The sequence below is a fragment of the Dyadobacter sp. CY327 genome (assembly GCF_021390415.1).
GTDB classification, from domain to species: Bacteria; Bacteroidota; Bacteroidia; order Cytophagales; family Spirosomataceae; genus Dyadobacter; species Dyadobacter chenhuakuii.
Window position 1 is genome coordinate 46298 of the sequence record NZ_JAJUXJ010000002.1, and the last position, 23575, is coordinate 69872.

At 46.9% G+C, this 23575-nt stretch carries 19 protein-coding genes; 7 read left to right on the forward strand and 12 right to left on the reverse strand.

Annotated features, from left to right (window positions below; translation table 11 throughout):
• Nucleotides 1-12: 12 nt before the first annotated feature.
• From LZG74_RS09830 to LZG74_RS09840, 3 genes are all read right to left on the reverse strand, one after another.
• The gene (locus tag LZG74_RS09830) at nt 13-1692 is read right to left on the reverse strand and encodes a RagB/SusD family nutrient uptake outer membrane protein (RefSeq protein ID WP_233796405.1); all 1680 of its coding nucleotides are present in this window, start codon (nt 1690-1692) and stop codon (nt 13-15) included.
• 12 nt (nt 1693-1704) lie between these two features.
• Nucleotides 1705-4983, reverse strand: a complete 3279-nt coding sequence (locus tag LZG74_RS09835) for a TonB-dependent receptor (RefSeq protein ID WP_233796406.1) — start codon at nt 4981-4983, stop codon at nt 1705-1707.
• 71 nt (nt 4984-5054) lie between these two features.
• On the reverse strand, nt 5055-6176 hold the full coding sequence (locus LZG74_RS09840) for a glycoside hydrolase family 26 protein (RefSeq protein WP_233796407.1): 1122 nt from the start codon (nt 6174-6176) through the stop codon (nt 5055-5057).
• A gap of 295 nt (nt 6177-6471) precedes the next feature.
• Between LZG74_RS09840 and LZG74_RS09845 the strand changes: the two genes are divergently transcribed.
• The 5 genes from LZG74_RS09845 (at nt 6472) to LZG74_RS09865 (ending at nt 9359) form a co-directional block, all read left to right on the forward strand.
• Nucleotides 6472-6894, forward strand: a complete 423-nt coding sequence (locus tag LZG74_RS09845; protein WP_233796408.1) for a helix-turn-helix transcriptional regulator — start codon at nt 6472-6474, stop codon at nt 6892-6894.
• Entirely contained in the window at nt 6891-7925 is a 1035-nt protein-coding gene (locus LZG74_RS09850; protein WP_233796409.1) for a YhcG family protein, read from the forward strand. Before LZG74_RS09845 ends, LZG74_RS09850 begins: the two co-directional genes overlap by 4 nt.
• A gap of 9 nt (nt 7926-7934) precedes the next feature.
• On the forward strand, nt 7935-8765 hold the full coding sequence (locus tag LZG74_RS09855; protein ID WP_233796410.1) for a hypothetical protein: 831 nt from the start codon (nt 7935-7937) through the stop codon (nt 8763-8765).
• Nucleotides 8766-8931: 166 nt separating this feature from the next.
• Nucleotides 8932-9213: a hypothetical protein gene (locus LZG74_RS09860; RefSeq protein WP_233796411.1), complete on the forward strand. Its 282-nt coding sequence runs from the start codon at nt 8932-8934 to the stop codon at nt 9211-9213.
• A complete protein-coding gene (locus LZG74_RS09865) occupies nt 9195-9359 on the forward strand; it encodes a type II toxin-antitoxin system YoeB family toxin (RefSeq protein WP_233796412.1) in 165 nt (54 codons plus the stop codon). The genes LZG74_RS09860 and LZG74_RS09865 overlap by 19 nt, the downstream gene beginning before the upstream one ends.
• A gap of 63 nt (nt 9360-9422) precedes the next feature.
• Here the strand turns inward: LZG74_RS09865 and LZG74_RS09870 are convergent, their stop codons facing one another.
• From LZG74_RS09870 to LZG74_RS09890, 5 genes are all read right to left on the reverse strand, one after another.
• Entirely contained in the window at nt 9423-11183 is a 1761-nt protein-coding gene (locus tag LZG74_RS09870; RefSeq protein ID WP_233796413.1) for a sensor histidine kinase, read from the reverse strand.
• Between the two features lie 29 nt (nt 11184-11212).
• Nucleotides 11213-11860, reverse strand: coding sequence for a response regulator transcription factor (locus tag LZG74_RS09875; protein WP_233796414.1), 648 nt, complete (start codon nt 11858-11860; stop codon nt 11213-11215).
• 149 nt (nt 11861-12009) lie between these two features.
• Entirely contained in the window at nt 12010-15804 is a 3795-nt protein-coding gene (locus tag LZG74_RS09880; RefSeq protein ID WP_233796415.1) for a hybrid sensor histidine kinase/response regulator, read from the reverse strand.
• Between the two features lie 191 nt (nt 15805-15995).
• Nucleotides 15996-16490, reverse strand: coding sequence for a cupin domain-containing protein (locus LZG74_RS09885; RefSeq protein WP_233796416.1), 495 nt, complete (start codon nt 16488-16490; stop codon nt 15996-15998).
• 59 nt (nt 16491-16549) lie between these two features.
• Nucleotides 16550-18211, reverse strand: coding sequence for a carboxylesterase/lipase family protein (locus LZG74_RS09890; protein ID WP_233796417.1), 1662 nt, complete (start codon nt 18209-18211; stop codon nt 16550-16552).
• Between the two features lie 297 nt (nt 18212-18508).
• Between LZG74_RS09890 and LZG74_RS09895 the strand changes: the two genes are divergently transcribed.
• On the forward strand, nt 18509-19168 hold the full coding sequence (locus LZG74_RS09895; protein WP_233796418.1) for a flavin reductase family protein: 660 nt from the start codon (nt 18509-18511) through the stop codon (nt 19166-19168).
• 394 nt (nt 19169-19562) lie between these two features.
• On the opposite strand, the gene LZG74_RS09900 is transcribed toward LZG74_RS09895, so the two are convergent.
• Genes LZG74_RS09900 through LZG74_RS09915 form a run of 4 tightly spaced genes read right to left on the reverse strand, consistent with a single transcriptional unit; the run spans nt 19563 to nt 22381 of the window.
• On the reverse strand, nt 19563-19796 hold the full coding sequence (locus LZG74_RS09900; RefSeq protein ID WP_233796419.1) for a hypothetical protein: 234 nt from the start codon (nt 19794-19796) through the stop codon (nt 19563-19565).
• 14 nt (nt 19797-19810) lie between these two features.
• Complete coding sequence (locus LZG74_RS09905; protein ID WP_233796420.1) at nt 19811-20740, reverse strand: ClpXP adapter SpxH family protein; 930 nt, start codon at nt 20738-20740, stop codon at nt 19811-19813.
• A 4-nt stretch (nt 20741-20744) separates the two neighbouring features.
• On the reverse strand, nt 20745-21314 hold the full coding sequence (locus tag LZG74_RS09910) for a DJ-1/PfpI family protein (RefSeq protein WP_233796421.1): 570 nt from the start codon (nt 21312-21314) through the stop codon (nt 20745-20747).
• A gap of 44 nt (nt 21315-21358) precedes the next feature.
• Nucleotides 21359-22381 carry an LLM class flavin-dependent oxidoreductase gene (locus LZG74_RS09915; protein WP_233796422.1) on the reverse strand — a complete coding sequence of 341 codons (1023 nt, stop codon included), beginning with the start codon at nt 22379-22381 and terminating at the stop codon, nt 21359-21361.
• Between the two features lie 136 nt (nt 22382-22517).
• On the opposite strand from LZG74_RS09915, the gene LZG74_RS09920 reads away from it, so the two are divergent.
• On the forward strand, nt 22518-23543 hold the full coding sequence (locus tag LZG74_RS09920) for an LLM class flavin-dependent oxidoreductase (protein WP_233796423.1): 1026 nt from the start codon (nt 22518-22520) through the stop codon (nt 23541-23543).
• Nucleotides 23544-23575 lie beyond the last annotated feature (32 nt).

Below are 23575 nucleotides of genomic sequence, written 5' to 3' on the forward strand. Positions count from 1 at the left end.
TAAATCCGAAAATTATTTGCTGTAATAATCCACAGCGGGTTTTTGCAGATTGGGCGCCTGGCTCAGCTCTGCGGACGGGATTGGCAGCAGGAAATTTCCGCTGTTCGCATTGATCGTGCGCTCGGTCGTCGACCAGGCCGTTTTGGTAAATGTCCACGATGTCGGGTTTGGAAAAACATCCGGCGCCGTGGCGAACAATCCCCTGTCCTGACTGTTCAGGATGGCATAGGCTTTCGTGGGATTATAGTAATGCAGGCTCACCAGGTCATACCACGCCATTCCTTCCATGGCAAATTCCACCAGTCGTTCCTTGAAAATAATGTCGAATGTTAAAGGCCCCGCGAAAACCGGCAAGCCAGCACGCGTATGTATCGCATTGTAATATTTCAGCGCGGTGGGATCGTTAGTCGATGCATTGTTTCCCAAAACAGCTTCTGCATACACCAGATACATTTCAGCCAGACGCATCATATATGTATCGTGTCCGTAGTTCTGTGAAGCCGACAAGCCGCCGACGTCCTTGGCCTTCCCGGTCACGTATTTTTTGATGGAGACAAAATTGTTGTCGCCGCCCGGATTAGGAACGATCAACTTCTGCTCACCACCCGGGATCGTCTGCGTAATCTCAGGATAAGATGCGCCCGGAAGCATGAATGTCGCTTTTAGCCGCTGGTCTACGGTGCGTCCCTGCATACCGGTGGCGGTCTGCTTTATACCTTCATATTGGCCGAGCATCCACCAGGTGGCGCTTTTGTCACCGCCCCAGCCATCGCCGTTTGCAATATCGGGACTAAATGCCAGGTAAGCCGGCGTCGAATTTTGCGTACCATAAGCGCCGGGTGAATAAACCCATTGCAGCGAGAAAAGCGATTCGGAATTGTTGTCATAAGGAAACAGGAACAGGTCGCCATAGTTTTTTAGCAGCGACAAGCCGCTTTGCGTAATCACCCTTTCGGAATAGTATTTGGCGCTATCCAAAAAAGCCTGGTTTCTGGTTCCCGATCCTGCCGACTCCACACCTGCACGCGTCAGGTAAAAACGCGCCAGCATTCCTTCTGCGGACCATCGGGTAATGCGGCCCGGACGAATGGGTGTAGCAGGAAGATCTTCGGCCACCTGACGCATTTCGCTTGTGAGAAACTTCCAGACACTTTCAGGCGTGTTTCGTGAAACCGTCGTATCGGAGAGCAGTTCCAGGTTATTTTCAATGATCGGCACAGCCCCCCAGTTCATCACAAGCGACCGGTAAGCCACGGCGCGCATAAATCGCGCCTCGGCAATCGCCATTTTCTTGATCGCCGGAGAAACCGCGTCTCCCGCATACTGATTAATGTTACTGATCGCCAGATTGGACTGACCCACTACGATAAAGAACGAGCGCCATGCCGAACCATTCTCAGGCGTGTTTCCAGTGGTATTAAAAAGCACATTACCGCGATCATTATAGGCAGAAAATGCTGTTCCCGCCCTGAAATCGCCCAGATTGTAGGATGCTTTATCATTGTAATCAAACCATACCTTGCTGTAAAGCAATGCGGTCGAGGCTAAGACCTGATCGTCTGTTTGGTAAAAACCTGCATCGACAATGGCGTCGACCGGAGGTCTTTCCAGAAAATCTTCTGAGCAGGAAGTCGCCGCAAGCAGCGAGCCGAATAAGCTTCCGAGATAAAGAATATTTTTTAAAATTTTCATCTGATTCGTTTTTTAGAAGTCCAGGCCGAGGCTAAAAGTGTAAACAGGAGTCAGCGGATAGCGACCATAATCCAGACCGATCGCCTGATTTCCAGGACTTGCATCCCGAGATACGTAGGCCCCTACCTCAGGATCAAATCCAGTGTATTTGGTGAATGTGAGCACATTTTGTGCGCCAACTGAGATCCTTGCACCCCTAATTACTTTTTGTTTTGACAAGAATGCTGCCGGCACATTGTAGTTCAACGAAACGTTTTTGAGCCGGATAAATGAACCATCCTCTACCCATTTGTCTGTATGCCGGTTAAAGTTATTGTTAGGCCCATTAGATATGCGCGCCACGTCTGTTCCGGGATTGGCCAGCACCACCTCGCCAGCTTCATTCGTAATTGGCTTGGCATAATCCATGGCGTGTACGAGCAGGTTGCGGCTCAGGTTAATGTTGCTCGCGTTGGTATTAAGCTTGCCCAGGTAATTATAAATGTCGTTTCCATACGTGCTGGTGAACAACAAACTCAGGTCAAAACCTTTGTAGGAGAATGTGTTGGTAAAACCGGCAAACATTTTCGGCCAGGGGTTACCAATGTTGGTCAGGTCCATTTCATTGATTTTTCCGTCGCCATTGATGTCTTTGAATTTCACATCGCCTACCCAGATATTATCGATATTGGTTGGCAAGCGGTCTCCATTGTTGTCAACCGGAACTGCGCTGCCGTCGATCTCGGCGACATTCTGGAATAAACCTTCTTCCATATAGCCCCGGAACAACCATGGCGCTTCGCCCACTTCGGAACGTTGCGTCCAATCCTGCATCCACCAGGACGTGCGGTCTACGAATGCACTTTCGGAGTAAAACGATTTGATTTTGGTTTTGAAACTGGAAATATTCAGGCTGCTTTCCCATTTGAAGCCGCCTTTATTGATGTTGATCGTGTTGATAGTAAAGCCATAACCCTTATTTTGCAGCGCACCAATGTTCACCGTCGGAGAGCTTACCGCACCCGTGCCATTGGTTCCCATATACCAGGGAAGCGGCTTCTCCATCAGCAGGTTATCAGTGTCTTTGATATAATAATCCACCTCAAACTGGATCCGGTTGTCAAACAATGCTACGTTGATACCGAAGTTGTTGGTTTTGGTTTCTTCCCATTTCAAACCCTGGTTGCTGTATTTGGTTGGCAGGAAACCCGTGGAAGTGGGCGTTGCGCCCGTTCCCATCGGCGAGTAAATGCCTCCCCCGCCCTGATTTCCCGTTACGCCCGTTTCAAAACGCAGTTTCAGGTCGCTGATGGCGGGTATATTAAAGAAAGACTCCTGCGAAACGCGCCATGCTGCGGACACCGACGGGAAAAAGCCCCACTTGTTTTCTTTACCAAAATTGGCCGAGCCATCGCGTCTTACTGTCGCCATCACAATGTAGCGATCGGCGTAATTGTAGTTCAATCTTCCCAGGTACGATTCCATGGCCCATTCGCCCGAGCCGCCTGAGTTGCTTGATGTCAATGCGTCACCCGCAGCCAGATCGAGAATGTCATTAGTTAAAAATCCCGTCCGGGTTCCGCCCACATTTTTATAGGTCGAAGCCTGCGCTTCGTGGGTTACCATCACATTGATACTGTGCTTGCCGAGCTGCTTGTTATATTCCAAAAGCTGGTTCCAGTTGTAATACGTGTTGACACCCGTTCCGTTTGTAAGTGAGGCAGTTACATTTCTTGCCCAGCCGATGGCATAGGTTGGAATGTAATACGTCGAGTTTGAAAAGCCCAGGTTTGTGTTAAAGGATGAGCGGAAGTTCAGGCCTTTCATGATTTCAATGCCCAGGTTCAATCCACCCAAAAATTGCCTTCTTACGAGCTTATTGGTGGTCAGGTTGGCGATCGCGATTGGATTAACGGGTGCAAACTGGTTGGCACCATTGTTCTCATCGCCCCCGCCCCATGAGCCGTCCAGATTTCTTACCGGAACCTGCGGGGTCAGCTGCAATGCGCTGGCAATGACGTTTTCCTGACTGGTGGTCAGGTTATCATTTGTTTGGTTAAAGCTAAGATTGGCTCCAATCGTCGCCCATTTTCTGGGTTTGTTATCAAGGTTGAGCCTGAATCCATATCTGTTAAAACCAGAGCCTAATGCCACACCATCCTGTTTGAGATATTCGCCTGACAAATAATAGGTCGTCTTGTCATTTCCACCGCTCAGGCTTAGCTGGTGCTTGTTCATGGGTGCGCTTTTGAAAAGCTCTTTTTGCCAGTCTGTACCAGGACCGAGCAACGATGGATCAAGAAATTCGCCCGGCGTATCACCGCCCGCAATGGCATGGTATTCACCCACCATCTTCGCGTATTGCTGCATATTCATTACTTTCAGCGGCGATGGGGGCGTCTGCAAACTATATTGATATCCGTAAGAGATTTTGGTATCGCCTGATTTTCCCCTTTTTGTGGTGACGATCAGAACACCATTAGTAGCTCTTGAACCATAAATAGCCGTTGCCGAAGGACCTTGTAAAACTTCAATGGACTCAATGTCAGCAGGGTTCAAACCAGCAAGTGGATTGGAAGAACTCTGCGATCCGTAGGAAGCCGACTGGCCCGGAATCTGCACGCCATCGACTACATATAATGGCTCGTTACTTCCGCTGATCGAGTTAACGCCCCGGATATTCACCGAAATACCACCGCCCGGTTGCCCTGAGTTTTGCGTCACATACACACCCGCAGACCGACCCTGGATAGCCTGTTCAATGGTTGTGTTAACCGTTTTTTCAATATCCTTGGAAGAAATTGAGGTCTGCGCTGTGGTCAGATCGGCACGTTTCATTTCACCGTAACCGACTACAACCACTTCTTCCAATGCCTTTGTATCCACGGGAAGCGTTACATTAATGGTGCTTTGCGTGCCTACAACTATTTCTTTGGACAAATACCCTACAAATGAGAAGATCAGCACCGAGTTGTTTCCCGGAACCGCCAGCGCGTACTTGCCGTCTGCGCCTGTGGTTGTTCCCTGCGTCGTCCCTTTGATCACAATGCTGACGCCCGGCAGCGGCTCGCCTCTGTCATCTACCACCTTGCCACTCACTTCAATCACCGGCAGTTGATTTTCCGTGCTATTTTCAATATGGAACTTTCGAACGCTGGTTGCATATACGTCATAATTTGCTTTCATTAAGGACATTACAACAACACAGGCTGCCAATTTCTTCATTCTTCTGATCTTCACCTGATTAAGCACTGGCACCAGGCGGGTAACAGCCGCGGCACAGGCGCGTCGACTTAGTAAAGCATGTTTCATACTTTTACATGGTTTGGTTTTAAAGGTATAATTCGTTTAACGCCACCGCATCCGGCGGCAAATTGAATGCGCTATCGGCTGTAAATCTGCTTCAAATCGCCTTCAAACAGCGTGTATTCATCGTCGTAAAACTTCTTGAAATCCAGTGCGGCCGGATGCCCGGGAAATGGCGCGTAATAATGGGTGGAGCTTTTGGTATCATTGCGCCAAACAAGCACGTAAGCAAGGTTCAACTTGTTCTTTTGAAGCACTTTAAGCAGCACATCGGTATACCAAACCGGATTCACGATGGATTCAAGACCGGTCTCGGTGAATGCTGCAAGTTTTTTGTTTTGCAGTGCAAAGTCGTTGACGATTTTGATTTTTTTAATCGCCTGATCCAGATTGTACTTGCCATCCCGGCCCATATCGCCGTAGTTGTCCATGCCAACCATATCCACCCATTCATTGCCAGGATAACGCTCGGTGAACTCTGCGACAGTGTTGAATTTATTGTCAGGAGAAAAGGCGTAAATCAGGTTATGAACATCCAGACTATCCCGCAGATAGCCCGCCGTGAATTGCCACAACGACTTGAACTCGTCCGGCGTGCAATGTGACTTGCCCCACCAGAACCAATCGCCGTCAAACTCATGATAAGGCCTGAAAATAAGCGGAATATCTTCTCCGTTCGCACCTTTCAAACTTTTGAACCAGCCAGCCAAACCCTGCAAAATGAGTTTATAATCCTCATGGTTTTTGCCTCCCGGAACAATATATTTCACCGCCGGCAACGAAACAGAATCTTTCCAGTAAAAGCCACCGCCCGAAACCGGATTGGAAAAATGCCAGGAGATGGTTGTAATCCCACCACGGGCGTAAGTGTCCGTGACGAGTTTTCTTAAACGCTCTTCACTCTTTTTTATAGATTCCGCTGGTCTGCCTGTCAGCGGCGCAATGTCCACACCAATGACTGCCGGATGCGCGCCAACCACCGATTTCACGTCCGATCTTCCCGCTTCGTCACGCCAGCCGTGTCCATAATCGGTTGCATCCTGATGTCCAAAAAGTATGTGCTTTTTGGCTAGCTTGTGCATATTCTGGTATAGTGCCGCCGTCTCTCTGGTTGCTTTCGGGTCTATCAGTTTTTGGGTCCGGGTTGCAGCATTTGAGGCAGAAAAGAGGACGATTAAAGCGATTGATATTCGAATCATTTTAAAAATTAATGTACATGAAGATCCCGCAGGATAAATAGAATTTTATCCAGCAAAAATAGGACGAATCAACATGGACATAGAATAAGGGAAACCCTACTTTTTTAAAACTTAGGGAAAACCCTTGGAGTCTGTCCAACTGTGCTGAGAGCAGCACAATGCATAGCAGCATGCAATCCTGAAAAACATACCCAACAATCTGCAACCGGTAACTTACATTCCCTGGCCTGTAAAATATACCTGAACTTCCCGAAGGATTTATATAAATTGCCTTTTTAACAAAAACCGTCTCTGTATGACACATACTACCTCCAATCCAAAGATCCACGAAGGCCGCAACCTGAAAAGATTTCGAGAAATGCTCGGGATAAAACAAGATTTCCTTGCATTTGAGCTCGGCGAAGAATGGAACCAGCAAAAAATCTCATTGCTCGAACAGAAGGAAAAGATTGATGCTGATATTTTGGAGCAGGTTTCAGCAATTCTGAAAATTCCAGCTGAGGCGATACGGAATTTTGATGAGGAGAAGGCAATTAATATCATTACAAATACTTACCACGATCATGCAAATGACAACTCATTTAATCAGGGCACCATTTATTTAAATCCTATCGAAAAGATTATTCAGCTTCATGAGGAGAAGATTGCTTTGTATGAGCAAATGTTGAAGGAGAAGGATGAAATGATGGAAAGGTTGGAGAAACTATTAGCACGATGATCGAATCCAAGTCTCGAGAAATGTCCTTAATACAGGATGTTGTTCGCATTTTACAATCTGCAAGACAAAATGCTTACAGGGCCGTCAATACAGCAATGCTTGAAGCTTATTGGCAGATAGGTAAAAGAATCGTGGAAGAAGAACAGTTTGGGGAAATCCGAGCGGCCTATGGAGAAGGCATTATCAAACAACTTTCGAAGGACCTAAGCCGTGAAATCGGTAAAGGATTTTCAGTAGCCAACCTTGAAAATTTTCGAAAATTCTATCTGACTTTCTCTGATAAACAAAAATCTTACGCAGTGCGTAGGGAATTGAGCTGGACACATTACCGACTCATAATGAGAGTAGAAGATCCTGCGGCACGAACATATTATGAGAATGAATGCGCCGATCAAATGTGGAGTACTCGGACGTTGGAGCGTAATATCAATTCCCATTATTATCAGCGTTTGCTCTCTTCTCAAACTAGGCCAGAAACATCAATTCACAATCAAAATTCTGACAAAATTCTCCCTAACGATTTTATCAAAGACCCATACGTTTTTGAATTCTTAAATATCCCTGAACCGATAAATGCATTAGAGCAAGACATTGAAAAAGCCTTAATCGAAAACTTGCAGAATTTTTTACTCGAATTAGGAAAAGGCTTTTCCTTTGTCGGACGACAATTCAGAATAAGCACAGAAACAAGTCATTTCTATATTGACCTTGTTTTCTACAACTATCTTCTTAAATGCTTTGTACTTTTTGATTTAAAAACAGGCAAGCTAACACACCAGGATACGGGGCAAATGGATATGTATATTCGAATGTTCGACGATTTGAAAAAGCAGGATGATGACAATCCCACGATCGGAATTATTCTTTGTACTGAAAAAGATGAGACTGTTGTAAAGTATAGTATTTTGAATGATAGCAAGCAGTTGTTCGCTACGAAGTACATGCTTTATTTGCCAACAGAGGAAGAATTGATCGCGGAGATTGAGCGGGAGAAGCGGGCCATAGAAACGGAATTGAAAGGAAATGAATAAATCAAGTAAATGGAAGAAGATTCACTACTAACCTTTGAAGAAATTAGCTTCATTCTTTATGACGCAACCGACACTCAATATCAAATAGTGAATCTATTTCATCCAGGCTTCAGAAAAACGGACATAATTCGGATTTCTCCAGAAAAGCAATTAATTCTTTTTAATGGGAACGAACATACTGGCTATCAACACATCTACAAACGTCACAATCCAATAATGAAGGCTGCCGCTTGGTCTGAAAGCGGCAGCCTAAACGAAAGTACTAAGTTTAGCTTTGCGCATACACCAATAATCTACTATCTTATAATTGCTGAGGCAATTTACTGTCCGGCAAATTTAGATAAGAACAAAAATAAGCGTCCCGAGCATTTTGACCTCTACATAGGGTCCTACACAGACCCTCAGAATATAACAAATACTTACAGACTGCTACTTTACAAGGATACAAAAATCATTCACAACGTATTTCCTGAACACAAAGTATATCACAAATTCAAACTTATCAATGGATTCAATCTGATCCAAGGATCAACAGGATACAGTTATGAGGTTGCCAACTTGAAGGTAACTTACCAATTCAAATTTTTCGATTCCAATTGGAATCCAAGAGTCAGTGTATCAGTCGAGACAGATAGACATTTTAAAACGGAGAAATGGAGTTACGACATTTTGGATCAGCATGGACAGATCCTGAAAAATGTCGAGTTTGCTAATTTTAGAAAAGAAACGTTCTTAGAAATGCACGATAGAGCCACAAACCTCACATACTTCGAAGATCTAAACCAACTTAAAAAATCCATTAAAAAAGAGTTAGATGTCATGAACTACAAGCCACAATAGGGAGTATCTCCAACAAGCCGTCCACTGAAAACCTATAATATGCTTCTGAACGAGATAGTAGTTCGTGAAAGCGATAGTTTACATAAGTGTGCTCTATGGCATCACTATGCAGATCTTCTATTATTCCATACTGGAACATTCGAAAAGAATAAATTTACCAATATTCGTGTACAAAAATTCGTACACCCATGAGAATCATAACAGCCAGGGAATTTCGGGGGAAGAAAAAAATTATATGGATCTTGCCGAGAAAGAACGGGTGATTATTCACCGGGGAAAGAATAAGAAGTCAGTTTTACTCACGCCAATTGATGAAAGTACTGAAACTGATGTCTTTTTTTCGGACCCGCAAGTATTGAATGCCATTAAAGAAGGTATTGAAGACGTGAAGGCTGGAAGAGTGACTTCCATTCGCGACCTTAAAAACATATGGGCAGATATTCTGTAACCTTCTCCGACAGAGCAAAAAAAGACCTTTCATTTTTACATAAATCCGGCGGCAAGTCACTCGTAAAACGCATCGAGCGCATTTTCGAAGAGCTTGGTGAAGATCCTTACAGCGGAATGGGCAAGCCTGAGCAACTCAATCCCTAAAACCGCCTCAATCCGCACAATCGACCTTGATAGTCTGTGATTGTGACCCTAGCTACATCTTAATCAATAGTGAGCAAACGGCCGGATTGCGATAGGCAACGAAATCATCACGGACGTTCCTTTGCCGACTTCGCTTTGCCACATGACGTGGCCGCCGAGATAGGCAATGCGGGATTTAATGTTAGCCATGCCACTTCCGGTTGATAGCAGATTGTCGAAATCAGCTCCCAGGCCATCGTCATCGACACTAATCAGCGTCGTTTCTTCATTGACCATCAGCTGGACCGTCACCACCTGGGCTTGTGCATGTTTCAGCGCGTTATTGAGCAACTCTTGTACGACCCGATAAATCATCACCGCAGCTTCATCGCCCAAAGGTGGCATTTTGCCATAATGGTCTAAAATCAGGTTCGTTTGATTAACCAGATTCAGTTTTTGGACCAGATCTTCCAGCGCCGGAACGAGGCCGAATGTCGACAGCGCATACGGGCGCAGATCGTTTGAGATCAGCCGGGTTTCGGCGCATGCTTCATCCAGAAATTGGTTCAAGGGTTCTTTGACGGTTGAAGGCAATTCTTCCTGATGTGCTTCAATGAACAGTTTAATTCGTGACAATTGAATTCCCAGACCATCATGCAGATCACGCGCAATCCGGCTCCGTTCGCCCTCCTGACCTTCGATCATGGCCCGAAGCGATTTTAGCTCCAATTGTCGAATTTGTTGCTGGGCGATGACGGTGTGCTGATGATCTATCAATGTTTGCTGACGTCTCAGATACACAAGCATGAACACACCTATAACACTGATTATCAATCCGATGAAAAGCGCCGAGTTCAAAACATGCTGATTGCGACTTTGTTCTGCAACCAGTTGCTTTTCGACCGCCAGCGTCTTGATCTGACTATCGAGTTCCTGCAAACGAATGCTTTTTGTTTGCTCGGATGCGTAAAATTGAACCGTATAATCGAGCGTTTTTTGTGACCAGTCGTATGCCTTATTATAGTCGCCCATGCGCGAATAACTATCTGCCGTATGCCGCGACAATTCCCGCATCATGCCCAGACTATTTTCCACCTTCGACAAGTTGTAGCTCTTCTGGTATTCTTCAATAGCAGCCTTACTATTGTTTCTAAACTGCTCAACCAGGCCCAAGTAAAAGTGATTCAATGCTATTAACCAGTTAACTTTCAATTGATTAGATATGATCAAACTTCGGCTGGCAAAGTAGTATGCAGAATCGGGCTGCTTGTCACGGGAATATGTATTGGCCAGCAAACTAAGTGCATAAGCCTGAGAATAAGGTCGTTTGTACTTTACACTAAGTCGCTCGGTTTCGCGGAGGTGCGTTTTCAAACCGGGCGGCGTGGGTTCTATATGTTGGGCGATATTGTCCAAACCCAATCGGGCCTCGATGACTTTGGGCATGTTATGGGTTCGCTCGAAATATTGCTGGGCTTTTTTCAGATATTTTTCGGCGTAAGCGTGCATGAAATAGTCCTGAGAATAGTAGTCTCCAATCACCAGATACTGATTGAAATATCCCAGCGAATCGCCCATCAGACTGTAATATTTCAAGCTGCTTAAATATGAATCCATCGTGTACTTGTTGTACCCGTACTGCCGGTGGTAAATCTTGCCCAAAGAATCATAACCCTTGGCAGCCTGACTATAATGCTTATCCTGAACCAACAGATTGATCTGTTTTTTCAGGCTGTCAACGGACGTTGTGTCCGATACTGCCTGCACAGATTGAAACCCGCCACCCAGAATAACTAAGAAAAGGAGAATGATCCGCCAACCAGACCGGTGAGAAGAGAGTTTCATAAGCATCGCTTGTTTTGCCAAAAATAAAACTAATCGATCATTTGCATCTCCATAGCCGTCTTGATCAGCAGGGCTGTGTTGGGAACGCCGAACTTCATCAGCAGACTGCTTCGGTGAAATTCGATGGCTTTGGCGCTCACAAACAACTGAGCGGCCATTTGCTGCGTAGTCAATCCCTGCGCAATGCGGGTAAGCACTTCCGATTCGCGCGGACTAAGGTGCGGTTTTACGCCAGTTCCAGCTGTTGACCTTCTGGTTTTGGGACTATCGTTCAGCAGAATTTGAGTGATCGATTCGTTGAAATATTGCTTACCGTCATGAACCGCCTTTATGGCCTGAAGCAACTCTATTTTTGTAGTATTCTTTAACAAATAACCTTTCGCACCCTTTTTCACGATCCGCTTAATGAGGCTCGCATCGTCGTGCATGGTCAATGCTACCACTTTCGTTTCCGGAAATGTGCGGCCTATATACTCACAAAGTCCAAGCCCGTCTTCAATATTAGGAAACGAAATATCAAGTAACACGACGTCAATTGCAGTCTGGCTTAACCGCTCCATAACTGACTTTACCGTGTAGCAGCGCTCAGTCACTTCAATGTCGGGTGAGCCTGAAATAAGCGACTCAATGCCTTCAACAAAAACGTTATGGTCATCGGCTATGAGGACTCGTATCATGAATGTATACAGTATAAATTTATATCACTCCATCGAAAGTACGATGAATCAGCCGTTAACATAAAGCAAAAAGTCCCTTTCTCATAAATCTTAGGGAAAACCCTATTAGGGCACATGCCATAAGAAGTTGATCGGTGAGTAACTGTGCATTAGCCGTTAATAGCTGCCTGCATCTTCTGCGACAGCTCTTTCAGCATCTCCATCAAATCTTCCAGATCAACCGGCTTACTGATATAATTATCCATCCCCGCAGCCGCGCATCGTTTCCGGTCCTCCTGTAAGGCGTTGGCGGTCATGGCGATGATGTAAGGCCGGGTTGGGTTCTCTGTTCTGATTTTCCGGGTTGCTTCCAAGCCATCCAGGACGGGCATTTGAACATCCATGAGTATGAGGTCAAATGCTTTTTGCTCGTTCCTATTCACTGCTTCCAGGCCGTCTATGACCAGTTCAGCATGATAGCCCAGCTTGGCCAGCACATTCATGATCACAATTTGATTCACCTTATTGTCTTCTGCAACCATTATTTCCAATGGGTATTTTGACGAAAAACTGGCATATAACAGCTTCCCGGGAACGTCCGGGTGTGGCAGTATTGTGGCGGGCCCAACAGCAGGCTGTAAAAATTCCCCATCCACCAGAACTTGCTTCCGCAAAAGGATTGAAAATGAAAACGTGCTACCTTTCCCTTCCTCGCTTGTCACACCCATCGTCCCACCCATCATATTTACAAGCTTTTGACAGATCACCAGCCCCAGGCCGGAACCGCCGTATTGACGGCTTGTGGAGGAATCTACCTGCGAAAACGATTTAAACAGACGGCCCATCTTACTCGCGGAAATGCCGATCCCGGTGTCGTGGATTGCAAAATGCAGCCCTACCAGATCACCGTCATCTTTGCCGTTACGGCTTACGGTCAGAGCTACCTCGCCCTCTTTGGTAAATTTAATGGCATTGCCGATCAGGTTGATCAGGACCTGACGAAGCCTTTGTCCATCGCCAATGAGCTGTTCGGGCACATCCAGACCGATGTTATATGACAGATTGAGCTGATATCTAACTATTTTGGGAGTAAAAACGGCCATCACATCTTCAATGCAGCTTCTAAGATTGAATGCCCTTTCTTCCAGCTCCATATTTCCGGACTCTATTTTGGAAAAGTCGAGAATGTCATTGATCACAGCCAGCAAGCCGCTGCCGCTTGACTGTATACTTTTTGTATAACTGAGCTGTTCCTCATCCAGATCAGTCTCCGCTAACAAGGAGGCCATACCCAGCACACCATTCATAGGCGTGCGTATCTCGTGACTCATCACTGCCAGAAAAGAGCTCTTCGCCTGGCTTGCCAGCTCAGCCTGCTGCTTGGCTTTTTTCTCCTCTTCGATAGCGACTTCCGCCATACGCTTGGCTTTCCGCTCTTCCTCGATCGCCACTTCGAGTTGGATAGTGCGCTCCCTGACCTTCGTCATAAGCAACCTTTTCTGCCTGCGGTTGGATTGGGTGCGGAGTTTATAAATGAAGATCAGCAAACCTGCAATGCCTATCACCGAAATCACCCTGAACCACCAGGTAAGCCAGAATGGCGGGGTAATCGTAATGGTCACGGAGTTTCCCTTCATGTTCCATACACCGTCGTTGTTGGATGCTCTGAACCGGAACGTGTAAGTGCCGGGGTCAAGATTGGTGTAAGTTGCTGTTCGCTTTTCTCCCACGTAGCTCCAATACGGATCAAATCCTTCCAGTTTATACGCGTATTGATTTTTCTCAGGAATGATATAACTGAGCGAAGCGAATCCAAATGTAATGACAGACTGCTTGTAAGATAGCGTAATGGACTTCGTGCCGCTGATATCACTTTTCAGAATGCCCGATTTATCACCTACGGAAACCGGTTTGTTAAAAATCTGGAAGCTGGTCAGATAGACAGGAGGAACAAAGGTGTTATACTGGATACTATCGGGGTGAAAAGTACTGAACCCGTTCACTCCCCCAAAAAACATTTGTCCGTCTGCCGTAACAAAGCACGAATTGTCCCTGAATTCATTGCTCTGCAGCCCATCCCGCACACCAAAATTACGGAAGGTTTTCCCGGCGATATTAAACCTTGAAATGCCTTTGTTTGTACTCAGCCACAGGTTTTTATGCCGGTCTTTCAGCATGGCAAAAACAACATTGCTGGCCAGGCCGTCCTTTTCGGTAAAAGCTTTAAATGTTTGTGTGTGGGTATCAAAATAATTGAGTCCGCCGCCCACAGTGCCGATCCACAAGTTACCGCCATCGGCTTCCCGGATGCATTGCACCTTGTTTTGTGACAAAAAAGAGATGTCTTTGGGGTTTTGCTGATAATGCGTAAAATACCGGCCCGTGCTATCCAGCTTGTTCAGTCCATTATAAGTCCCTACCCATATTGCTCCATTCTCATCCTGAAAAACACAAGTCACAATGTCGGAGCTAATGCTGGTGCGGTCATCCGGATCGGTACGATATTGCCTGAATTGCTTGCTTTTGACATTATAGTAATTCAATCCGCCTCCCCAGGTTCCTATCCACAGGTTGCCGTCCTTGTCCTTGAAAAGATTGTTTACATCGGCAATGGACAGACTGTTCGGGTCCGTGGGATTGGGCAAATGGTGTTCTGCTATGCCCGTTTTAGCATTAAAAAGATCAAAGCCGCCATCGTGAAATCCCAGTGCAAGAACATCGGTGGAAACCTGCACAATGGAGATAACAAAGTCATTGCTGATTGAAAGTTTATTCTTTGGATCGTGCCGGTAACTGGCAAAAGTGTTGTTTCGATGATCAAATACATTCAGCCCGCCGCCATCGGTCCCGATCCAAATTCTCTCGCCCGAGCTGTCACCGCACAAGGCGAGCACCACATTGTCGGTGAGGCTGTTCGGATCACCTTGTATGTGCCTGTAAGAGAGAAATTTTTCACCAAACTTCGGCAGCATGTCTACGCCGCCGGCATAGGTTCCTACCCACGTGTTTTCCGCGTTGTCCTGGTAAATCGCATATACAGAATTATTGCTGAGCGTCGTTGGCTCGTTGGCCCGGTGCTCATAAGTCCCGAATTGTCCCTTACCGTCATAGACGCTGATCCCTCCATTTTCCGTCCCCATCCATAGCTTGCCGTCTTTGGTTTGAAGAATAGAAAGAATGTCGTTGTGGGCGACGGAGTTCTTATCGGATGGTTTGTGCAGAAAATTGCGGAAAGACCGGTCTTTCAGATTATATCGAAACAAACCGCTTCCCTTCGTACCGATCCACAAATGGCCCTCACGATCCATCCGCAACGCCCTGATCGCGGGTGCCGGAGCACATTGTACGCAGTTAATGTCAACCCTTCTGCTAATGTACGAGTCATCGCCGATTGTGATTTGAAAAAGCCCTTTCTCGGTTCCTGCCCACAACGAACCATCGCTATTTTCTTCAATGCGGTAGACTGGGTTTCTGGTTTTGCTGCCTTTGGTCTGCCCGGCGTTCAGAAGCAGTCTGAAACGCTTTTTATTTGGGTAAAAAACAAACAATCCTACCTGAGTGGCCAGCCATATCCTGCTCTTGCTATCCTCAAAAAGGTCGTTGATATCCTGGGTAATATAATGTACAAAGCCATTTTTCGTCCGGTCAAATCGGTCCAGTCCGTTGGAAGTGGCAACCCACAAATTGCCCTGCTTATCTTCCAGCAAATCCTGAATATAGCTATCCGAAATGCTGCTTTTGTCGTAAACGTCATGTTTGTAATGCGTAAAAACATAACTGTCATACTTATTCAATCCATCTTCTGTCCCAAACCACATGAAACCCTCCCTATCCTTTAATATCGCCGAAACGTGGCTTTGAGCCAGTCCTTCATTAGTGGTAAGGTGGTTGAACTTTACATTTTGCGCTTGTGAAAAACTATGTTGTATCCACCAAATCAATGCGATAGCTAGTGCGTGCCTCATATCATTTTGTTATGAACAAAAATCTAGTGTATAGATACTCCGGATTCATTCATTGCTGCATACTCAAAAAAGAAGCTGGCTTACAACAATTCTTTCAAGATATAAAATTAGTTCTATGAAAAAAAGTGCTGCGGAAGTAGAAATCTTCACGCAGCACGATTGTTTGCATAACCGCCAAACCAGGTCATTGTTTATTTAAATGCATTGTATTCCTTGTCGGTAACGGGTTGCAGCCATTCAACAATCCCTTTTTCCGTATTGGGAATAATGTACATTTGGTGCAGAGCGCTATTGGGACTCGCACCATGCCAGTGCTCCACATTAGGTGGACATTTCACAACATCGCCTTTCCTCATTTTTTCTATCGGCCTTCCCTTTATCTGGTGATATCCCTCGCCCGCCGTAATAACAAGGATCTGACCGGCCGGATGCCTGTGCCAGTTCGAGCGGGCACCGGGTTCGAAATAAACGTTTCCTACAACTGTATGATAAGTAGAGTCATTTGCTACCAGCCCGTAGTTAAAGGCCTTACCCGTAAAATTTGAAGCGGGTCCTTGTTCGCCTTTTGGAAAAATAGCCTGCTTAGCGTCTGCATTGGATTGCGAAAATCCCTTAAAAGTGAATATTAAAGCCGCAGCCAAGGCCAATATAAGTTTTATACGCATCTTATTTCTGGTCTTTTTCATTTGTTAATTTTTAGGTGGAAACATTGGCGCTGGATTATCTATTCCCCATAGCCATAAGGTTAAAGCTTCCCAAGTGCTCTCCACGTGGCGAGCTCCTGTGCGAAGCGGTCGTTGATGATCTCGCATTTTGTATCAATGCGCATCGTGGGCCGGTCTTTCAGATTGTAAGCGGGCCATTCAGGGACGTCCTTTGCGGCTGGTTTGCCGGTTCTTGCGAATGTAGTCCAGAGCTCAGCGAAATGATTGGAAGCCACAAAACGGTCGGGATTGTTTCCGCCGAAGAAACTTTCCTTTGGCGCAGAGCCGTCGCGCGGCGGGATCTCATTGTTGAACTTGAATGAAATGTCCATCGCATGCGGTGTGCCCATGGCGTAGTCCGTGCCAGGGATCTTTTTCTCAGATTTATATCCGAAATTATACAGGTAAACGGGCGCGCCGCCTTGTTTGACTTTTCTTTCTGCAATGGTCACGGAGCCTAGTCCCATCATGGCAATGGAAGAGATCGCCACAAAAACATCCGGTGCCGAGGCATTGGGATTGGCTTTCCGATAGGTTTCAATCAGCTTGTCGGTATTCTCGCCATATCTGGGTTCGAGTTTCTTTTTCAGTCCTTCAAAATCGATTTTAAACGATTCCGTATCCTTGCGTTCCCAGGCAAAAAAAGTGTGCTCATCCTCATTCCAGCCAACCAATAATGGTTTGTTTCTGGAGATGTCAGGCGCCACCGGATCAAAAGGATGCTGCGGCAAAACAACGCCATCCACAACCGGCCCGAAACCGCCTGCGCTGCGCTGCATAGCCTCCCTGTTATTCGTTTTTTCAATAAATGGCGGAACAAACGGCAGCTTAGCCTGCATCGCCAGCAAGTCCGGAGCCGGAATATTGAGTAATTTTTTCCAATCTTTTGCAGCAATGTTCAGCTCCTTCAAAAGCATTGCCGTTGTCTCTGCCGCAGTTTCCTTGGTCGTCATGCGCACGCCCGGGCCACTTTCGATAGAGGCTTTGTTGAAGTAAGGCGCTGCGGCCGGCATGGTGTACAAGCAGGATGTTTTGGCTCCCCCACCCGATTCCCCGAAAATCATGACATTATCAGGATCACCGCCAAATTGCGCAATGTTCTGATTCACCCATTTCAACCCGTCCGCAATATCGAGCATGCCCATGTTGCCCGAACCTGCATATTCAGGACCGGCAATTTCGTCCAGATAAAGGAAGCCAAGCAAACCCAGGCGGTGATTGGTCTGCACGACAACGACATCGAAATTCCGTGCAAGATTGGATCCATCCTGACTCTGCGAAGCCCCCGATCCGCCTACAAAACCGCCTCCGTGACTGTAAAACATCACAGGCCGCTTCCTATTGTCATTCGCCGGTGTCCATACATTCAGAAACAAACAATCCTCCGAAGGCGCGGGCTCATTCCGCCTGGGTGGCTGCATGGCGGGTGCCCCAAATTGCGTGGCATCCCGCACACCCGTCCACGGCTGCAAAGGTGCCGGTCGCCGAAACCTTCGGTCCCCTGAAATCTTACCGCCATAAGGCACGCCTTTGAACACATTCACACCATCATTGCGAACACCCTTGATTTTTCCTGTATTAATCTCTGTTTCAATAAACTCGTCAGGCCTGCGCGCTGATGTAAAACCGAATCCTGCCGTAGCGGCCGCGGCGCCTGCCAACGAGAGTTGGGATAGAAAAACTCTTCTGTCAATGATGTTCATAGTAATCAAAAAGGATGGTTAGGTTCAAAAGCTGGAAATGCCTGAATAGCAAGAGTGCAAGATAATACAGAAAAAGTCTAATCGACTTATACATATTACTGAATCCCCTACCACTTTTACTGATTATGCCATTTTGTTAAAAGCTTGAAAAACTGATCTTTTGGGGATACTTTTTATTTATACCAAAACATTCCAACACCCATATTTGTAATGCGATATCGTGTTACATTTGGAATAAAGACACGCGTGATAGTTATCATAACAAGGCGGTCTGGGTAAATAAAAAAGGAGATTAACATGACTAATATCAAAAGCGGGAAAGTAAGCGCAACAGACATTGCCGCAATGGAAAAACAATATCGTATTTGCCTGATTAACAGTTTACTAGGCTACAAATCACTGAATTTACTCGGCACGATCAGTGAGGCCGGCACGACAAATTTGTGTGTGATCAGCTCTGCTTTTCACCTTGGTGCCAACCCGCCGCTCATTGGAATGGTCATGCGGCCTGCACGCGAACACAACGACACGCTTCGCAACATCAAAGCAACCGGGCAATTTACCTTGAACAATGTCCTGCCCGACTGGTATAAGCAGGCGCATCAGACCAGTGCCAGCTATCCTTCCGGCGTTTCGGAGTTCGGGACGTGTGGATTTGACGAACACTACGTCGCCGGGTTCAATGCCCCTTTTGTGGCACAATCAACCGTCCGTATTGGCCTGCAACTGCGCGAGATTATTCCGATGGAAATCAACCAGACCAGCATTGTAATCGGGGAAATTGTTGAAGTTATAGTAAACGATGTCCTGGTGGGCAAGGACGGCACCATCGATCATGTTGAGGCCAAAACAGTGACCGTAGCAGGTCTGGACGCTTATTTTCTTCCGCAATCCATCGGAAGGCTGGCCTACGCCAAACCCGGGATTGAGCCACAGGAATTAAACCAGCCCAGCTGAAAGATGATGATCCAAAGCGCTGCTCTCACCAATGCTTGTGCCAAGATTAACCCTCGACGCTGTATGACCGTTGGAAACTCCTCTTCATAACAAATTCACACCTCCCTAACCGACCCTACCCAGGAACTTATCGCATTTAAAAATGCATCCTGCTGGTCAATGAACAATGTGTGGGAGCAATTATCGAGGTATTTGATATGGTTATCTCCGATTATATTGCTGAGTTCGGAGATCTGGTTGGTTGAATAGAGACCGTCCTGTTTTCCGTATAATGCAAATATTGGGTGTCCTTTTTGATGTAAATATTCCAATTGTGGCGTAACATCGATGTTGTGGCTGGGTTCGTGCTCCCAGAACGTTGATACGGCGCGCTCGTTTTTTACGTATCCGGTGATCAGTGGGTTAGTTTTGGAAATCCTCTGTCAGCGAGTGACTGAGCCGTAGTTGCCTCGAAAAAGACGCTGCTGCTGCCCGGGCCGCCATGCAGAAATATGACAGGATGCGCTTTTTTGTCACCAAATGACCGGCTATACAAGGCCTGTGACAGACTTACCGTTGGAAATGCAAAAATGAAAATGATGATCAGCCAGTTGAAGGCCGAAATACCTGATGGTGACTTTGGAAACATTCTTTTTTTGGTGATTATGAGCCGTGCTGGCCCAATATACGCCATAGCGAACCATTCTTCGTGACCACTTCATCTAAGTTTCCGGACTTGACCAATGTTTGCAGGAACTGCCCGGTCTGCTCGCGCGGCATTTCGGAAAGTTCAGAAAACTCTCTTGCAGTCAGCGTGTTGTATTTGGTGAATAGCTTTTGCCAGTCCGTGTCAATGGTCTTTTTGGATGCGGCGGGGAATTGTTTTAGCAATGCTTCTTCGTATACAGCATAAGGTTTGGTACCATAAACTTTTTCCTGATTACCCTCGCTGTCAACGAAAAACATGGTCGGGAAACCTCTGACGCCCAGTTGTGCTGCTAATTGTAAATCCTGCTCAAACAGGCCCTTGGCCTCACCATTGTAATCAATCTCAAACTGTTCCACATTCAGGCCGGCCTTTTCTGCTGCCGCTGCCATATGTTCCCATTTTGCAATGTTGATCTTTTCCAAAAAAAGCATTTCTCTCGATATCCGGAGAAAGTGGATGGCCTTGTCGTGACCTTGCAATTGGGCTGCCTTAAATGCAATGGATGGAGGATAGGACGAATTGAGTGGATCTTCCAGCCACACGTCCCCATCGATAGGCATGTCATAATGCCGGCTTACCTCATCCCAATGATGCGCCACGTCGGAAGGTTTACTGATCCCGCCGCTGTTATAACTCCAATCCGGCAGCAGGCCGCCCATGCGGTAGTCGATCTCGAAGTAATCCCCATACTCCAATTTCAGTTTACGCAGCTGAGGCTCAATGCCCCAGCAGGAAGAGCAAATCGGGTCGGTAAAATAAATGACTTTAACTGGCTTATGAGTGGCAGCTTCCGTTTGCACGGTTGTTTCTAAAGAAGAATCAGGCATTTCACAAACGCCTGATTCTATATCGCATAAAAGCGGATTACTATTTGTCGTTTCCATGATACTACGCTTGCACTTCCTCCACCTCTTTGAAACAGGTAAAAACTTCGCGATAAAAATCCGGGTGCGATTGCCAGGTTTGGCCGGTCACAATGTTCCCGTCGCGCACAGCTTCCAGCGTCGAGTAAGTGCCGCCACCCATTTCAATTTCAGTCCTAACGTGCTCATAGGCGGTGAGCGTCCGGTCCTTGGCTAATCCGGCCGTAACCAGGATCTGTATGCCGTGGCAGATGGCGAAGACCCATTTACCCTGTCTGTCAAACTCACGGACCACTTCCAGCAGCGCGGCATGGTTGCGCAGATATTCCGGAGCGCGGCCTCCCAGCAGCAGAATGGCATCGTAGTCGCTTACTACAACGTCCTCAATCGTCAGGTCCGAAGCCAGGCAGTAACCAGGGCGCTCCACATATGTATCCCAACCAATTTCAAAATCGTGCATTACCAGATTAAGCCTGCGCTTGCTTGGGGCGGCGATCACGGCAATGTCACCTTCTTCCTGAAAGCGGTGAACGGCATAGAGGGTTTCGTAACTTTCGCCACCATCACCGGTAACGATCAATATTCTGCGATTCATAGTAAAAGGATTTTAAGACAATTCTGTTTGAACTTTACCTACTTTCATCGCCATCCCAGCCCTGGTGCAACGTGCTCCAGAATCGACGACAGCACATGCACATTATAATCCACTCCCAGTGTATTCGGAATGGTTAAAAGGATTGTATCAGCTTCCTGAAGCGCTTCGTCCTGTGACAATTCTTTGATGAGCTTATCCGGCTCTGCGGCGTAACTTCTGCCGAATATAGCGCGTTTGTCTTGCTCAATCATGCCAATCTTGTCACGGTCGCGGTTTTCATGCCCGAAGTACATGCGGTCCTGATCGTTCATCAATGCAAAAATCGACCGGCTCACAGAAACCCTTGGTTCCCGTTTGTGACCCGCTTTTTTCCAGGCATCTTTGTATAACCTGATCTGCTCGGCTTGCTGCACGTGGAAAGGCTTGCCGCCTTCATCGTATTTCAATGTTGAACTTTGCAGGTACATCCCGTTTTCGGCAGCCCATACGGCAGTAGCATTGGAAGCCGCTCCCCACCAGATACGCTCGCGCAGACCTTCGGAGTAGGGTTCCAGACGCAGTAAGCCCGGCGGGTTCGGGAACATCGGGTAAGGATTAGGCTGTGCGAATCCCACACCATTCAGCCTTTCCAGAAATTCAAGTGCTTTGCGACGTCCCATTTCTGCGTCGGTTTCTCCGTCAGCGGGTTCATATCCGAAATAGCGCCAGCCGTCGATTACCTGCTCCGGCGATCCTCTGCTGATGCCGAGTTGCAATCGCCCTTCGGAAATAAGATCCGCAGCGCCTGCATCTTCAACCATATAGAGCGGGTTTTCATAACGCATATCAATGACGCCCGTTCCGATTTCAATCTTGCTTGTTTTGGCACCAACGGCCGAAAGCAAAGGAAAAGGCGATGCTAACTGAGATGCAAAATGATGTACCCGAAAATAAGCACCGTCTAAACCGATCTCTTCGGCCGCAACAGCCAGATCAATGGATTGAAGCAATGTATCGCTCGCGGTTCGGGCGTTGTATGCCGGATGGTTTGACCAATGCCCGAATGATAAAAATCCTATTTTTTTCATAAGTTCCTTTCACAGTCATTTACATATTAGACAGATAATCCAGCCTTAAAAGTTCCTGACAGCAGTAAGCCGAACGCGTTATCTTTGGGTGAAGAACAAGTACATTTGCTGCGCTTTTAAACAAAAGGTAAATAAAATGGAAATTGGAATTGATAGTTTCGCATCCGCCATGTACGGCAGCGATGCCCTCGAAGGTGTAGACGCAATGGAGCAGTTACTGGATAGGATCTCAATGGCAGATCAGTCCGGACTGGACGTCTTCGGCATTGGTGAACATCATAAAAAAGAATTTCTGGATTCGGCCCCTGCTGTAATCCTCGCGGCAGCTGCCGCCAGAACAAAAAATATTCGCCTTACCAGCGCTGTAACCGTTTTAAGCACGTCTGACCCTGTCCGGGTTTATCAGAGTTTCGCCACGCTGGACCTTATTTCCAAAGGACGGGCAGAGCTCGTGGTAGGTCGTGGCTCAGCAATTGATGCCTATCCGCTTTTTGGATTTAACCTCAATGATTACGATGCACTGTTTAAAGAAAAGCTGGATCTCTTGCTGAAAATCCGGGAAAACGAGTTTGTCACATGGTCAGGCAAATTCAGGCCGGCTTTAAATAATCAACCTGTTTACCCAAGATCGCTTCAAGAGAAACTGCCTGTATGGCTGGGCGTAGGCGGCACGCCCGAATCATTCGCCAGAGCGGGGAGATTGGGTTTGCCGCTAATGGTGGCGATCATTGGCGGCGAAACGGAGCGCTTCCGTCCGTTGATCGATCTGTATCGTGAAGAAGGTCACAGGGCAGGTTTCAGGCCGGATCAATTGAAAGTTGGGTTGCATTCACCAGGCTATGTTGCGGCAACGGACGAGCTGGCCATCGACGAATATTATCCGGGTTATGCCGAACTCTGGACCAAGCTGGGCAGAGAAAGAGGCTGGCCACCGGTTACTAGACGGCAATTCGACGCACTGATCGCGCCCCGGGGCGTTCTGGTTGTTGGCGGACCGGAAAAAGTGGCGGAAAAGTTGCTTAACCACAGCAAGGCACTCGGCGGTGTCGACCGGTTTACATTTCAAATGGATAATGCAGGACTTACGCACCAGCAGCTAATGCGTTCCATTGAACTGATCGGCACAAAGGTTATCCCGCTGCTAAAAAGGAATGTTGACTGAGCTGAATTGAATGACGCGCCTGCCGGACGATC